The organism is Photobacterium angustum (assembly GCF_002954615.1).
In the GTDB taxonomy this organism is placed as follows: Bacteria; Pseudomonadota; Gammaproteobacteria; order Enterobacterales; family Vibrionaceae; genus Photobacterium; species Photobacterium angustum_A.
Map to the genome: position 1 here is coordinate 2,489,034 of NZ_MSCJ01000001.1, position 15,125 is coordinate 2,504,158.

General features: G+C 42.7%; 13 protein-coding genes. 4 read left to right on the forward strand and 9 right to left on the reverse strand.

Going from position 1 to position 15,125, the window contains the following annotated elements; genetic code table 11:
* The first annotated feature begins 53 nt into the window (after positions 1 to 53).
* The 3 genes from zapD to mutT are packed head-to-tail and all read left to right on the forward strand — an operon-like array spanning position 54 to position 1,432.
* On the forward strand, positions 54 to 800 hold the full coding sequence (gene zapD, locus BTO08_RS11190; RefSeq protein WP_431356668.1) for a cell division protein ZapD: 747 nt from the start codon (positions 54 to 56) through the stop codon (positions 798 to 800).
* 7 nt (positions 801 to 807) lie between these two features.
* A complete protein-coding gene (yacG, locus tag BTO08_RS11195) occupies positions 808 to 1,023 on the forward strand; it encodes a DNA gyrase inhibitor YacG (protein ID WP_105060994.1) in 216 nt (71 codons plus the stop codon).
* Positions 1,024 to 1,027: 4 nt separating this feature from the next.
* A complete protein-coding gene (mutT, locus tag BTO08_RS11200; protein ID WP_105060995.1) occupies positions 1,028 to 1,432 on the forward strand; it encodes an 8-oxo-dGTP diphosphatase MutT in 405 nt (134 codons plus the stop codon).
* 108 nt (positions 1,433 to 1,540) lie between these two features.
* Here mutT and secA read toward each other — a convergent pair whose 3' ends face one another.
* Positions 1,541 to 4,276: a preprotein translocase subunit SecA gene (gene secA, locus BTO08_RS11205; protein ID WP_005371244.1), complete on the reverse strand. Its 2,736-nt coding sequence runs from the start codon at positions 4,274 to 4,276 to the stop codon at positions 1,541 to 1,543.
* A gap of 429 nt (positions 4,277 to 4,705) precedes the next feature.
* Here secA and BTO08_RS11210 point away from each other — a divergent pair, with 429 nt between their 5' ends.
* Positions 4,706 to 5,164 carry a DUF721 domain-containing protein gene (locus BTO08_RS11210; protein ID WP_198038437.1) on the forward strand — a complete coding sequence of 153 codons (459 nt, stop codon included), beginning with the start codon at positions 4,706 to 4,708 and terminating at the stop codon, positions 5,162 to 5,164.
* 71 nt (positions 5,165 to 5,235) lie between these two features.
* Here the strand turns inward: BTO08_RS11210 and lpxC are convergent, their stop codons facing one another.
* From lpxC to murD, 8 genes are all read right to left on the reverse strand, one after another.
* Positions 5,236 to 6,153 carry a UDP-3-O-acyl-N-acetylglucosamine deacetylase gene (gene lpxC / locus BTO08_RS11215; protein ID WP_005371241.1) on the reverse strand — a complete coding sequence of 306 codons (918 nt, stop codon included), beginning with the start codon at positions 6,151 to 6,153 and terminating at the stop codon, positions 5,236 to 5,238.
* A 286-nt stretch (positions 6,154 to 6,439) separates the two neighbouring features.
* Complete coding sequence (gene ftsZ, locus BTO08_RS11220; RefSeq protein ID WP_005371240.1) at positions 6,440 to 7,582, reverse strand: cell division protein FtsZ; 1,143 nt, start codon at positions 7,580 to 7,582, stop codon at positions 6,440 to 6,442.
* A gap of 32 nt (positions 7,583 to 7,614) precedes the next feature.
* Positions 7,615 to 8,871, reverse strand: a complete 1,257-nt coding sequence (gene ftsA / locus BTO08_RS11225) for a cell division protein FtsA (protein ID WP_005371239.1) — start codon at positions 8,869 to 8,871, stop codon at positions 7,615 to 7,617.
* A 12-nt stretch (positions 8,872 to 8,883) separates the two neighbouring features.
* Positions 8,884 to 9,669 (reverse strand): cell division protein FtsQ/DivIB, encoded by a 786-nt coding sequence (locus tag BTO08_RS11230; RefSeq protein WP_105060997.1) that lies wholly within the window; start codon positions 9,667 to 9,669, stop codon positions 8,884 to 8,886.
* A 273-nt stretch (positions 9,670 to 9,942) separates the two neighbouring features.
* Positions 9,943 to 11,406, reverse strand: coding sequence for a UDP-N-acetylmuramate--L-alanine ligase (murC, locus tag BTO08_RS11235; protein ID WP_105060998.1), 1,464 nt, complete (start codon positions 11,404 to 11,406; stop codon positions 9,943 to 9,945).
* Positions 11,407 to 11,421: 15 nt separating this feature from the next.
* Positions 11,422 to 12,486, reverse strand: a complete 1,065-nt coding sequence (gene murG, locus BTO08_RS11240; protein WP_105060999.1) for an undecaprenyldiphospho-muramoylpentapeptide beta-N-acetylglucosaminyltransferase — start codon at positions 12,484 to 12,486, stop codon at positions 11,422 to 11,424.
* Entirely contained in the window at positions 12,473 to 13,783 is a 1,311-nt protein-coding gene (gene ftsW / locus BTO08_RS11245; RefSeq protein ID WP_105061000.1) for a cell division protein FtsW, read from the reverse strand. The genes murG and ftsW overlap by 14 nt, the downstream gene beginning before the upstream one ends.
* On the reverse strand, positions 13,783 to 15,123 hold the full coding sequence (gene murD, locus BTO08_RS11250) for a UDP-N-acetylmuramoyl-L-alanine--D-glutamate ligase (protein WP_105061001.1): 1,341 nt from the start codon (positions 15,121 to 15,123) through the stop codon (positions 13,783 to 13,785). Before murD ends, ftsW begins: the two co-directional genes overlap by 1 nt.
* Positions 15,124 to 15,125 lie beyond the last annotated feature (2 nt).

Sequence of the window (15,125 nt, forward strand, 5' to 3'; positions counted from 1 at the left end):
CTTAACTATGATAATTCTTATTACGATCTTGGCTCCTCTTTGGTATTCCCTTTATGCAAGCTACGCAAATGACGCGCTATGAACACCCTTTGACAGAAAAAGTCCGTATTTATTTACGCCTTGATTATCTCTTGCGACAAATGCATCACAGCAGCAACCAAAATGATCCTTGGCAATATAAAATCTTCTTCAATGCCCTTTTTGATTTGCTTGAGATCTTAGACCAAGTACAAGTTAAAACCGATCTTGCCAAAGATATAGAGAAACAACGTCAGCAACTAATGAATTGGTTAAACATTGATGATGTTGACCAGTATGCTCTGCAACAAATGATCGATTCGATGGAGCAAGCCCATAAAGCGTTAATTTCATCCCCTCGCCTAGGACAGAACTTACGAGAAGATCGTTTTCTTTCTAGCATAAAGCAACGTTTTTCTATTCCCGGTGGTAGTTGTTGTTTTGATCTCCCTTCACTACATCATTGGTTGCATCTTAGCGATGAGCATAAACAACAGGCAATGAAAGGCTGGCTACATGAGCTTTCAGAGCTTGATGAAGCGCTCAGTCTCTGGTTGAAGTTAACCCGAGAAAGCGCACAATATAAAACCAATCATGCACGTAATGGCTTCTTCCAGTATGACGCTGAAGATGCCTGTTTATTACGGCTAGAAATTTGCGCTAAAGATGGCGTTTATCCTATGATATCGGGACATCGTAGTCGCTTTGCTATTCGTTTCTCTCCCTTTGTGGAAGGGGATCCTGTTGCAAGCGATATTGAATTTAAATTAGCCATTTGCTGAGGTTTTTGTGTCTCAATCAACAACCAATACCAATATTACTGTCGTAAAGTGTCCTACCTGTAAAACTGAAGTTGTTTGGGGTGAGCAGAGTCCATTTCGTCCTTTTTGCAGTAAGCGCTGCCAATTGATCGATCTTGGCGAATGGGCGGAAGAAGAAAAATCAATTCCAGGCGCACCTGATCTATCAGATTCTGATGGTTGGTCTGACGATATGGGTTATTAATAACATGGATAAGAAGCAAGTTTGGATTGCGGCAGGCATTATTTTAGATTCAGAGAAAAAGCATATTTTCATTACCCGCCGTGCAAATAAAGCACATCAAGGTGGCTTATGGGAGTTTGCTGGCGGAAAAGTAGAAACAGGTGAAACAGCAAAGCAAGCAGTGATCCGTGAGCTACAAGAAGAAGTCGGTATTCATGCCACTGACGTTGAACCTTTTATTGCCCTTGCTCATGATTATTCAGATAAATCACTAAAATTTGATTTCTTTCTGATCCATCAATTTGATGGCAAAGCCTTTGGTAAAGAAGGCCAACCAGGTGAGTGGGTCGCTATCAATGCATTAGCTAATTACCCTTTCCCTGATGCTAATAAACCTGTGCTAGATAAAATACAGCAATGTTTTGCCTAATGAATTAGCTTAAAGATCGACTAGAGTCTGAATCTTTGACCTTGATTTTAAGCCAATAAAAAAGTCGCCCGAGAGCGACTTTTTTTAATATCTACAATATGATCAATCTTAGTTGATCTTACCGTGACATTGCTTGTACTTCTTACCAGAACCACAAGGGCAAGGCTCATTACGGCCTACTTTACGCTCTTCACGCTCGTAAGTACCTTGTTGAGCTTCTACCTCTTCATTTGATGATTCATCAGTGATTTGGCTTTCTGCACTTTGATGTTGGAACTGTTGACGACGAGCTAGCATTTCTGCCATTTGGCGACGTTCTTCTTCCATGCGATCAACTTCTTCCTGCTGCTGTACACGTACCTTACTTAAGATAGCAACAACATCACTCTTCAAGTTATCTAGCATTTCTTCAAACAGTTCAAACGATTCACGCTTGTATTCCTGCTTAGGGTTCTTTTGTGCGTAACCACGTAGGTGAATACCTTGACGCAGGTGATCCATTGCCGCTAGGTGTTCTTTCCATAGCGTATCAAGGTTCTGTAGCATCACTGTTTTCTCGAAGTTACGTAGCACTTCAGCACCAACAACTGATTCTTTCTCACGGTAAACTTCAAGCGCTTTTTCTACAATGCGCTCACGAAGTGCTTCTTCGTAAAGTTTATCTTCGCTATCAAGCCAGTGTTGAATTGGTAGCTCAAGATCATAATCATCTTTCAGGCGAGTTTCTAACCCTTTGATGTCCCACATCTCTTCAAGCGATTGTGGTGGAATGTAGCTATCCATTAATGCATTTAGCACGTCTTCACGGTTGTGCTCAATCATTTCGCTGATATCTTCAGCATGCATTAATTCATCACGTAATTCGTAAACAACTTTACGCTGATCGTTGGCAACATCATCAAATTCAAGCAACTGCTTACGAATATCGAAGTTACGACCTTCAACTTTACGTTGGGCGTTCTCGATAGCCTTTGATACCCAAGGGTGCTCAATCGCTTCGCCTTGCTCCATACCTAACTTCTTCATCATGCCTGAAACACGATCTGAAGCGAAGATACGCATTAAGCCATCTTCCATCGATAGGTAGAAACGAGAAGAACCAGCATCACCCTGACGACCCGCACGACCACGTAGCTGGTTATCGATACGACGAGATTCGTGACGCTCAGTACCAATGATGTGCAAGCCACCTGACGCTAATACCGCATCGTGTTTTTCTTGCCATTTGCCTTTGATCTTCGCGATTTGATCTTCAGTTGGGTTATCTAGTTTTTCAACATCAGTCTTCCACGAACCACCAAGCATGATATCGGTACCACGACCGGCCATGTTAGTTGCAATAGTTACCGCACCCGGCGCACCAGCTTCTGCGATAATATCCGCTTCTTTTTCGTGGAATTTTGCGTTTAGTACGTTGTGTTTAATGCCTTCTTTCTTAAGTGCATTAGACAGTAACTCTGATTTTTCAATCGATACCGTACCCACCAAACAAGGCTGACCGTTTTGTACACGCTCTTTAATGTCTTGGCTAATTGCAGCAAACTTTTCAGTTTCTGTCATGTAAACCAAGTCACCGTTATCGATACGTGCCATTGGACGGTTAGTAGGAAGTACAACCGTATCTAGACCGTAGATAGACTGGAATTCAAATGCTTCTGTATCAGCTGTACCTGTCATACCAGAAAGCTTATCGTATAAACGGAAGTAATTCTGGAAGGTAATCGATGCTAGCGTTTGGTTCTCATTTTGGATCTTCACGCCTTCTTTCGCTTCAACGGCTTGGTGAAGACCTTCAGACCAACGACGACCTGGCATTGTACGGCCAGTGTGTTCGTCAACGATGATCACTTCGTCGTCTTGGACGATGTAATCAACATCTTTTTCAAATAGCACGTGTGCACGTAAACCCGCATTTACGTGGTGCAACAAGCTAATGTTTGCTGGAGAGTACAATGTATCGTGCTCTGCCATTAAGCCATTTTTGATTAATAGCTCTTCAACAAACTCCTGACCATTTTCAGTTAGATAAGCTTGCTTCGATTTTTCATCTACTGTGTAGTGACCTTCGCCACGGTACTCTTCGCTATCTTCTTTATCTTGACGAACAAGTAGAGGAATTAATTCATTAATCTTAATGTACATTTCAGAGCTGTCTTCAGCAGGGCCTGAAATGATAAGCGGAGTACGTGCTTCATCAATTAAGATGGAGTCAACTTCATCGACAACCGCGAAGAAACGTTCGCGTTGAACACGATCTTCTGGGCGGAATGCCATGTTATCGCGCAAGTAGTCAAAGCCAAATTCGTTATTCGTTCCGTAAAGAACATCTGCTGCATATGCTTCTTTTTTCGCAGGTGGTGACATATTAGGTACGTTTACACCTACAGTCATGCCGAGGAATTCAAATAACTCGCGGTTAGTTTCGGCATCACGTGCTGCTAGGTAATCGTTCACGGTTACGATATGAACGCCTTTACCTGTTAAAGCATTTAAGTATGAAGGAAGAGTTGCAGTCAGAGTTTTACCTTCACCGGTACGCATTTCTGCAATTTTACAATCATTCAATACCATACCGCCAAGCAGCTGGACATCGAAGTGGCGCATACCGTAAATACGCTTGGATGCTTCACGAACGGTCGCGAAGGCTTCTGGTAGTAGTTGATCTAGCGTTTCACCTTGCTCTAAACGCTCACGAAATTCAGCTGTTTTTGCTTTCAGCTCATGATCTTGTAGGCTTTCAAATTGAGGCTCTAGCTTATTGATTTGATCAACAATTTTGCGCATACGACGCAGAGTGCGGTCGTTACGGCTACCGATAACTTTAGTCAGTAGTTTTGATAACATGGCGATGCCGTTTTCTCTTTGTTATATCAGCGTATCTATTGCTGAATCGCTTAATCTGGTTTCATTCTCTGGGGGACCGTAAGCAATCCCTGTCCCACTAGAATCGCCACAATGGTGACTAAGAGGATAATCCTGAAACTGTGTCATACTAACATTGTGCCATGAAAACCACTTTTCAAGGGGTCTTCATTAATAACCATCACCACATAAAACGAGATAGCAATTTAACGCTTAAACACGACGGTGACAGTAACAACACTTGCAGGTACATCTTTCAAGTTATATTAACCTATATGAGTGATATAATAAGTCATATTAGTGTCATCGCCTATGGGAAAAGCAGGCTTAGCACTTTTTATATTCGAAAAATTAGGATCATATCCGCAATTTTTCAACTTTGAGCAACATCATTACTTAGGATCACTGACGATGAGAGATCGCCGTCCCCAAACTACCGGGGATCTTTTAGAAGAAACTGGGTTTAATAATATTCAACAACGAGCTATCGCATTAAGTCAGTTAAATACTGCGGTAAAGCAGCATGTTAATTGTGCTGAACATTGCCGTGTAAGTAATTATCGTCATGGAATATTAATTATAGAAACCGAATCTGCTGCGTGGTCGATGCGTCTTAATTACGAACGCCACACTTTGATGATGAAGTTACGAGAAAAACTATTGCCAAAGTTGCAAGATATTGAAATAAAAGTGAACCCTTCTCTTGCTGCGGTACAGAAACAGCGACAAGAAAAAATACCCGATATTATACAAAAGCCAATCACAGAAGTTGCTGCCCAGCATCTCTTAGCAACGGCCGCAAGCGCACCTGAAAAAGTTAAAAAGCGTTTAGAACGCCTTGCCCTGCTAGCACAAAAACAAAAACGCTAGTGTAAATAAAATCCAGATACAAAAACGCCGAGCAACAGCTCGGCGTTTTTTAATTCTTTTCGCATTTGGTATTAAGCGAGAACCATTCCTGGTTGAGCAAAAGTAACCGGTACCTGCTGCTCATCTTCAAAAGTGGACCATTCATAGGCTTCTTGATCAGCAAGTACTGCACGTAGTAATTGGTTATTTAACGCATGTCCTGATTTATAAGCACGCATCTCACCAATAATGTTATGACCACACATGTAGAGATCACCAATGGCATCCAATACTTTGTGAGTCACTAACTCATTGTCAAAACGCAAACCGTCATCATTAAGAATACGATAATCATCCAATACAATAGCGTTATCGAAACTACCACCTAAACATAAGTTTTGTGATTGTAAGTATTCGATATCACGCATAAAACCAAAGGTTCGTGCGCGGCTGATATTTTTAACAAAAGACTTACTTGAAAAATCTAACACTAGACGCTGCTGATCTGATTCAATCGCAGGGTGGTTAAACTCGATAGCAAAATCCAGACGGAAACCGTTATAAGGAACAAGTTCCGCCCATTTGTCGCCATCTTCAATGCGAACAGGTTTTTTGATACGTAAAAAACGCTTAGGCGCATTCAACGTTTCAATACCTGCAGATTGAAGCAGGTAGATAAATGGGCTCGCGCTACCATCCATAATAGGAATTTCTGGTGCGTTAACTTCGATAATCACGTTATCGATACCCATACCTGCTAGTGCAGCATTCAAGTGCTCAACCGTTGAAATACGCACGCCCTCTTCATTTACAAGAGCTGTACATAACATGGTATCGCGCACAGAGTCTGCATTTGCAGGAAAATCCACAGGGGGATTTAAATCTGTTCGACGATAAATCACGCCTGTATTAGCGGCTGCAGGACGCAGAATAAGCGTCACTTTACGTCCAGAGTGGAGACCCACACCAGTCGTTTGCACAATGCTTTTAAGTGTACGTTGTCTGATCATCTGCTCATATCTCAACTGTTAAACAAACTTTTGTCACAAAGCAACAAGGCTAAATAACACCCATTATCAAGTACAATTACGCAAAATGGGCATAAATAATACCATAAGCTACTAAATATCCAAAATAATTTGAAATAGGCTAAATGAGTGCCTTTAAACTAATCGTCAAAGGCACTAATAAGTTACTGATTATGTAGCGATAAAAGCATAATATTTCAATATAGAAATATCTAATATCATAAAGCTTTTATATACCCAATCAGCATTACCCTATTAACTATAGATATTAATCAGCTTGTTTACGCAAAAATGCAGGAATATCTAAGTAATCATGATCAGCTTGTGGCTTAGCCGCCGTCGCTTGACCATCATTATTAGTTACTGTCTTTTCTTCAGCAACAACTGTTTTTTCTTGTGCTACTGTCGCTTGTACAGGCTTAGATGAAGTCACTAGCGTAATATCCGCTTTCACTTCTTTACCAATACCTGTAGCAACAACTGTTACACGTAGTTCATCAGTCATATCTGGATCTAAAGATGTACCGATAACAACAGTTGCGTTATCAGAAGCGAATGCTTTCACTGTGTTACCCACAGTTTCGAATTCGTCTAGACGCATGTCCATACCTGCAGTGATGTTAACAAGAACACCACGTGCACCAGCTAGATCGATATCTTCTAGTAGTGGACTAGAAATTGCCATTTCAGCCGCTTCTTCAGCACGGTCGTCGCCAGAAGCAACACCGCTACCCATCATCGCATGACCCATTTCAGACATTACTGTACGTACGTCAGCAAAGTCGACGTTGATCATACCAGGGCGTGTGATTAGCTCAGCAATACCTTGAACAGCGTTCTTAAGAACGTCATTTGCTTTAGCAAAAGCGTCAAGCAATGTGATTCCACGACCAAGTACTTTTAGTAGCTTTTCGTTTGGAATCGTAATCAATGAATCAACATGCTTAGAAAGCTCATCGATACCTTGCTCAGCAAAAGCCATACGCTTCTTACCTTCGAAGCTAAATGGTTTAGTCACCACCGCAACAGTAAGAATGCCTAGCTCTTTTGCCACTTCAGCAATGATTGGAGCAGCACCTGTACCAGTACCACCACCCATACCAGCAGCAATGAAGATCATATCAGAGCCTTCTAGCTCTTTTTTGATTGCTTCACGGTCTTCTAGTGCAGAATCACGACCTACTTGTGGGTTAGCACCCGCACCCAAACCTTTAGTGATATCACCACCGATTTGAATAACTGTACTTACGCTTGTTTTACGTAGTGCTTGTGCATCAGTGTTAACACTAATGAACTGCACGCCTTCGATAGATTCACGTACCATGTGATCGACAGCATTACCGCCGCCGCCGCCAACGCCAATGACCTTAATTACCGCTTCATCAGACATTTCCATCATCGGTTCAAACATGTGTTCTCTCCGTTATCCTGTTCGCATCAGGTTTAAAATTCTTTTTTTAACCAACCACTGATTCGTGAAAATAAACCAGTAACTGAACGTTTAGGTTCTAGCTCATTTTCATCAAATGATTGACTGTCCTTTCCGTAATGCAGTAATCCTACTGCAGTTGCATAAGTTGGGGCCTGAACATAGTCAGTTAAACCACTTAACTCTAAAGGTTGACCAATACGCACTTGGTGACGGAACACCCGTTCTGCACATTCAGTCAAACCTTCCATTTGTGCAGCGCCCCCGGTTAGGACGATGCCCGCGGCTAAGTGGTGTTTAACACCCGCTTCACGCAACTGTTCTTGTACTGTTAACAGCTTTTGATTAACCAGCCCCAGCAATTCGCTGTAACGAGGCTCTATCACTTCTGCTAGTGTCTGGCTTTGTAAGCTACGAGATGGTCGACCTCCAACACTTGGGACATCAACCTTAGCATCTTTACTCACCAATTCACTCAGCGCACAGCCGTATTTCACTTTAATATCTTCAGCGTCACCCGGCGGTGTACCAAATGCATAAGCAATATCACTGGTTACCACATTACCTGCATACGGAATTACTGCCGCATGACGTAATGCACCACCAGACCAAATAGCAAGATCCATCGTACCGCCGCCAATATCGACAACACATACGCCGAGCTCTCGCTCATCCGGTGTCAGTACAGCATAGCTTGATGCTAATCCTGAGAAAATCAGATGATCAACTTTCAAGTCACAACGCTCTACTGCTTTAACGATGTTTTTCGCCATGTCATTGTGACACGTGATCAAATGAACACTGGCTTCCATACGAACTCCTGATAAACCAACAGGGTTTTTAATCCCCTCCTGATAATCAATAGCAAATTCCTGAGGAATTACATGTAAAGTTCGTTGTTCATCGCTTAATTTTACTGACTTCGCCGTATGAATAACATTATCGACGTCGTCTTGAGTTACTTCTTTTTCAGAAATTGGCACCATGCCTTTCTCTGTTTGGCAACTAATATGTTTACCTGATAACGACAAGTACACGGAACTGATTTGGCATTCAGCCATTAACTCAGCTTTATCAACGGCTCGTTGCACTGATTTAACAACAGATTCAAGGTCATTGACCCCGCCTTTATCCATTCCGCGTGACGGACTGCTTCCCATACCGATAACATTTACTGTGTTATCGGGCAGCACTTCCCCAACCAAAGCCGTAACTTCGGATGTGCCGATATCAAGACCAACGATAAGTTTTTGATCTGCAGCCTTAGTCATTAACACACGCTCTTATTTGGTATCCGATACATGAGCATCATGTTCCGGTATTGTTTTCCAACCCACAGCTGCGCCAGTATCATAACGCAAATCCACATATTCTATCGGTTTATTCAGTTTTACTAATTCTGGATAAATTTCGATAAAACGCTTAAGACGCTCCATTCGAGCCTCTCGGCCCAAGTCAAGCGTAATGCCATTGGCTAATAAGATTCGCCAAGCTCGACGTTCATTTAATGATAACGACGCGATACTTAAGCCAGCTTTCTTCAGTAAGGGACGCATTTCTCGCAATGCAGCTAATACCTCTTCACTACTAGCCTCAGGGCCAGAGAGATTAGTCAGGTTTAAATCTGCAACTTGCTCAGCAGGCGCTTTAAAGACTTGGCCATCTTTATTAACCAAATATTTATGATCCCATTGCGCTACTGGTTGGTTTTCTACAATGAAAACTTTGATCGTATCAGGCCACTGTTTTCGTACTGCAGCATGAGCAACCCACGGCAGAGCCTCTACATGAGCCTGAATCGTATTGACATCTTGGGTCATAAAAGTACCAAGATGATCAATTGTTAATATCGTCTGGCGTACATTGTCTTTGGTTAGATAATGCAATTGCCCTTGAATCACTAATTGTGACAAGGGCAGACGGTTAGTATCTGTCATCCAGCTTTTTGTTGCACTGAATAACCAAACCGTAAAACCAATGACAAAGAGGAAAAACGCCAACCCACCCCAACGTGACCACTTTTTTGGCGATGGATGCATATACTCTTGGTCTACGACTTCTTCAGTCATTGTTTACTCTTCGCTTTACTCATTCAGCTTAACCTTACCATACAGGTATAAATTAGCCGTCAGCTATCTCAGATGTAATAAGCAAAGTTAAACGATTATACCGAGCAACTCGACCCACTCCAACACTCATGAGGCGTTTTATGTGCACAACCTGAGAATAATTTTCTATATATCCACCAAAATATCGAAAAAAACAAAATAACTGGCTATTGTGTACACAATCTATAGCCAGCTATTATCATTTTCGACGCATACATATTGCCATATACTAATTTATACGTCTTTTTTCATCGTCTCGATATTTAGCTTCATTTCTGCTAGCTGACGCGCTATTTTGCCGACATCACCTGCACCTTGTGTCAAAACTAAATCATCATTTTGAATAATATTTGCAAGAATAGCTGGCAGCTCTTCTGCTTCAGGTACGAAAATAGGATCAATTTTGCCACGAGAGCGGATAGTACGACATAACGCTCGACCATCAGCCCCTGCAATAGGTGCTTCACCCGCAGAATAAACATCAAGCATTACCAATACATCCACTTGATCGAGTACATTGGCAAAGTCATCATAGAGATCGCGAGTACGGCTATAACGGTGAGGCTGGAAAATCATCACTAAGCGTTTATCTGCCCACCCTGCACGCGCAGCTTGAATCGTTACATCCACTTCACTTGGGTGATGACCATAATCATCCACCAGCATTACATTACCATTGCCCGTTTCAAATTCACCTAAATGATCAAAACGTCGACCTGTACCCTCAAACTCAATTAACGCGCGCATGATGGCGTCATCATCAACGCCTTCTTCTGTAGCAACAGCAATCGCTGCTGTTGCATTTAAAGCATTATGTTTACCTGGGATATTTAGGGTGATATTAAGAGCAGGTTTATCTTTGCGTAGTACTGTGAAATGACCTTGATGCCCTGTTTGCGTATAATTGGTGATGCGAACATCAGCGTCTTCCGCAAAACCATAAGTGATCATTGGACGACCCACACGCGGCAGTAATTCACGTACTACAGGATCATCAATACACATAACGGCTAACCCATAAAATGGCAGATTATGTAGAAAATCAATGAAGGTTTGCTTTAATACTTCAAAATCGCCGCCATAAGTATCCATATGATCAGCTTCAATGTTAGTGACCACACACACCATAGGTTGAAGGTGTAAGAAAGAGGCGTCACTTTCATCAGCTTCTGCGATTAAATAACGGCTGCAACCTAAGCGTGCGTTAGTCCCTGCACTTTTTACTAATCCACCATTAACGAACGTTGGATCTAAGCCGGCTTCAGAATAAATCTGTGTCGTTAATGCTGTCGTTGTTGTCTTACCGTGTGTGCCAGCAATGGCAATACCATGGCGATAGCGCATTAATTCAGCTAACATTTCAGCACGACGAACTACGGGAATACGTAACTCAGTTGCTGCCATCAGCTCTGGGTTTTCTTTACTAATAGCTGTTGAAGCAACAACAACGCTAGCACCCTGAATATTTTCAGCAGAGTGACCAAAAAAGATCTCTGCACCTTTCGCTGTCAAACGGTTTGTTACAGCATTCGGCGCAATATCAGAACCACTAATACGGTAGCCTTCATTTACAAGTACTTCTGCAATCCCGCTCATACCTGCGCCGCCAATGCCAACAAAGTGAATTCGCTCAACACGGCGCATCTCTGGCACCATTGTACGAATTTTTGCTAATTGCTGGTTATCCAGTTTACTCATCACTTTGTTCCCGTATTAATTTTTTACTAGTGATTTAATCACGTTGGCTACTCGTTCATCGGCGTCAATAATAGCAGCCTCTCGTGCAGCACACGCCATTTTTTCAAGCGTATGACGATCTAATTTTTGGATCTCTTGCGCTAAACCTGACACTGTTAGATCCATTTGCTCTATCATTTTTGCTGCGCCACATTGCACCAAGTGATCAGCATTAAGTGCCTGTTGACGATCTTTGTGCATAAATGGAATAAAGATGGCACCAACACCAGCAGCAGACAATTCAGAAACAGTTAACGCTCCTGAGCGGCAAACCACTAAATCAGCCCAACTATAAGCTGCAGCAACATCATCAATAAACTCGGTGACTTTGTGAGGCGTTGTGGTTTGATCGTTATAAGCCTGTTCAGTTGATTGCTGGCTACCTTTACCTGCTTGATGCCAAATGGTAACGCTATCACCTAACACTTTTGCCACTTCAGGCATGGTCTGGTTCAAAATGCGTGCACCTTGACTGCCACCCATCACCAAAATGCGAATAGGGCCTGTACGCTCAGCAAATCGTTCAGCTGGAGCAGGTAAAACTGTCACATCATGGCGCACAGGATTACCCACTACTTCTTTATTAGCAAATGCTCCAGGAAATGCCTGTAGTACTTTCGCGGCAATTTTAGACAGCCACTGGTTTGTTAAACCAGCCACGGCATTTTGCTCATGCAATACAACAGGAACGCCTGATAGCCAAGCCGCAACACCGCCTGGACCGCTAACATAGCCACCCATGCCAAGTACAACATCAGGCTGCCATGCTTTAATATATTTACGTGCTTGTAAAATAGCACCCACAATCTTAAATGGCGCAGTCAGTAAACGCAGTACACCTTGACCACGTAACCCTTTCACTTTGATGAAGTCGATTTCAATGCCATGCTTAGGCACTAAATCCGCTTCCATACGATCTGCGGTACCTAACCAGCGGATCTCCCATCCCTGCTGTTGTAATTTTTGTGCAACAGCAAGACCAGGAAAAACATGACCGCCAGTACCACCAGCCATTACTAATAAACGTTTATTCTTTGTCATGAGCGTCTTTTTTATCATTATTTAATTGAGTAGGCTCACTAAGTAAAGCCTCAGGATCGGTAGCAACTTGCTGTACCGCTCCGTCCATATTATCAAGCGCTTCATCATCAATTTCAGCCGGCTCTGCTGACTCAAATTTCTCCGCGATGCGCTGCTCAAAATCAATACGAATAAGAATGGCAACTGCTGCTGCCATAATAAATAAACTGGAACCACCGTAACTGATAAGTGGTAGCGTTAGACCTTTGGTTGGAACAATACCTGCAGCTGCACCAACGTTAACAAGGGTTTGGAATGCAAACCAAAAACCGAAGCCAAATGCCAGAAATCCACCAAACAGCAAACCACTTTCAAGACATTTACGACCAATCATTAAGGCCTTGTAAACCAGCGCAAACAGTAAACACAGTACAACAATAACGCCAGCTAAGCCTAACTCTTCAGCCAATACCGCAAATACAAAGTCTGTGTGTGCTTCAGGAAGATAAGCCAACTTTTGGATTGAGTTACCTAAGCCTTGTCCGAACCATTCACCACGACCAAATGCCATTAATGATTGAGTGAGCTGATAACCACTACCGTAAGGATCTTGCCATGGGTTAAGAAATGACGTTACGCGGCGCATACGATATGGCTCTAAAACGATCAAAAAGGCTATCCCCACAAGAGCGGTACCTAGCATCATTAAAAATTGCCAGAGTTTTGCACCTGCAATAAATAGCATACCGATAGTGGTAACGAACATTACTACCGATGAACCTAAATCGGGCTGCATCAGTAATAGCACACAAAGAATCCCCAATACGGCCAGCGGTTTTAAGAAGCCAATAAAACTACCGCGCACTTGGTTATATTGTCTGACGAGGTAACCTGCGAGAAATATAAACAAAGAGAGCTTGGCAACTTCGGCTGGCTGAAGGTTAAATATGCCTAATGGGATCCAACGCGCAGCACCATTAACTGAACGGCCAATAATTAACACAACGGCGAGTAAAATTATGGATACCAACAGCATAGGGAAACTGTATTGCTTCCATTTAGCTAATGGTATTTGCAATACAATGGCAGCAATAAAAATCGCGCCACAAAGAAAGAATGCGTGACGATAAGCAAAATAAAAAGGAATGCCTGTAAGGCGTGTCGCGACAGGAACAGAAGCCGATGTCACCATCACAAGGCCTGTGATCATCAATGCAATTGCGATCCAAACCAATTGGCGATCATATAAACAGGGCTTACTTGGTTTAATAAACCAGCCCCCCACAGCGGCAAATCCATTACGGATCATACTAAACATCAAATATTTCCTGAAACCGAATCTTGTAACTGAATCGCTTGTTCAACAAAAGCATCGCCACGTGCCATGAAGTTGGCAAATTGATCCCAACTAGCACAAGCCGGCGATAATAAAACCATATCTCCAGATTGAACGGTGCGGCTAATACAGACCATAGCATCACTCATGGTTTCAACACTGATGGCGTTATCAACAACATCGTTAAATAAGTGTCGATCACGACCAAAGCTATACAACTGTACGTTTAAGTCAGCTAAAACAGGTTTTAGTTCACTGAACTCGGCCCCTTTGCTATCACCGCCCATCAATAGATGTAATTTACCCTCAAGCTGCAAACCATTCAGCGCTGCTAACGTGCTTGCAAGGTTCGTGGCTTTTGAATCATTAACCCATCGAACACCATGACGATTAACCGCAAGTTGGCAACGATGCGCAAGGCCGGTATAACGTTGCATTGCACGACATGCTGCATCACGCGGGATCCCTGCAGCATCAGCAAGTGCAAGTGCTGCTAAACAGTTGGCAACATTGTGGCGACCAACTAAAGCAATATCAGCCACAGCCATTACAACTTCACCGTTCACCGCTAGCCACTCTTTGCCATTCACTAAAACAATGCCATAGTCTTGATCATCAAAACCAAAGCTTGTCAATGCACCGTTAAACTGAATCGGTTTTGTTGCTAAATCATCACGGTTGAAAACAGCCAGCTTTGCGTGATCAAAAATACGCATTTTCGCTTGGCTATATTGTGCTAAACCGCCAGGGTAGCGATCCATGTGATCTTCAGAAAGGTTTAAGTAAACAGCGGCAGTTAACTCAAGAGAAGTCGTTGTTTCTAATTGGAAGCTCGATAGCTCTAACACATAAAGTGCATGTTGTTGCGCCAGCATATCAAGGGCTGCAAAGCCAATATTACCGCCAACGCCAACATTAACTCCCGCTTCTTTTGCCATTTCACCGACTAAGCTCGTCACGGTACTCTTACCGTTTGAGCCAGTAATTGCCACAACAGGTTTATCGACTTCACGAGCAAACAGCTCAATATCACCAATAATTTCAATACCCGCTTCTGCTGCAACAACAAGCTCTGGCGTTGCTAATGCAATACCAGGGCTTGCAACGATTAAGTCAGCGGACAATAACCACTCGGTATTCCATTGCCCGCTACATAACTCAACAGAATCTGGCAATTGATCTTGGCCGGGTGGATTGTCACGCGTATCAATCACTTTAATGGTCAATGATTGCGGTAGACGCATTAAATGATTTACAACCGATAGCCCTGTCATACCTAGACCGATAACAACGATCTTATTCACACCAGCCAAGCCTTTCATTT

What these genes read in the sequence shown, in the direction of transcription:
- BTO08_RS11210 (WP_198038437.1), top strand. Translation starts at nt 4,706, where the DNA reads ATGAGAGATCGCCGTCCCCAAACTACCGGGGATCTTTTAGAAGAAACT.
- secA (WP_005371244.1), bottom strand. Translation starts at nt 4,276, where the DNA reads ATGTTATCAAAACTACTGACTAAAGTTATCGGTAGCCGTAACGACCGC.
- murC (WP_105060998.1), bottom strand. Translation starts at nt 11,406, where the DNA reads ATGAGTAAACTGGATAACCAGCAATTAGCAAAAATTCGTACAATGGTG.
- zapD (WP_431356668.1), top strand. Translation starts at nt 54, where the DNA reads ATGCAAGCTACGCAAATGACGCGCTATGAACACCCTTTGACAGAAAAA.
- murG (WP_105060999.1), bottom strand. Translation starts at nt 12,486, where the DNA reads ATGACAAAGAATAAACGTTTATTAGTAATGGCTGGTGGTACTGGCGGT.
- BTO08_RS11230 (WP_105060997.1), bottom strand. Translation starts at nt 9,669, where the DNA reads ATGACTGAAGAAGTCGTAGACCAAGAGTATATGCATCCATCGCCAAAA.
- ftsZ (WP_005371240.1), bottom strand. Translation starts at nt 7,582, where the DNA reads ATGTTTGAACCGATGATGGAAATGTCTGATGAAGCGGTAATTAAGGTC.
- mutT (WP_105060995.1), top strand. Translation starts at nt 1,028, where the DNA reads ATGGATAAGAAGCAAGTTTGGATTGCGGCAGGCATTATTTTAGATTCA.
- lpxC (WP_005371241.1), bottom strand. Translation starts at nt 6,153, where the DNA reads ATGATCAGACAACGTACACTTAAAAGCATTGTGCAAACGACTGGTGTG.
- murD (WP_105061001.1), bottom strand. Translation starts at nt 15,123, where the DNA reads ATGAAAGGCTTGGCTGGTGTGAATAAGATCGTTGTTATCGGTCTAGGT.
- ftsW (WP_105061000.1), bottom strand. Translation starts at nt 13,783, where the DNA reads ATGTTTAGTATGATCCGTAATGGATTTGCCGCTGTGGGGGGCTGGTTT.
- ftsA (WP_005371239.1), bottom strand. Translation starts at nt 8,871, where the DNA reads ATGACTAAGGCTGCAGATCAAAAACTTATCGTTGGTCTTGATATCGGC.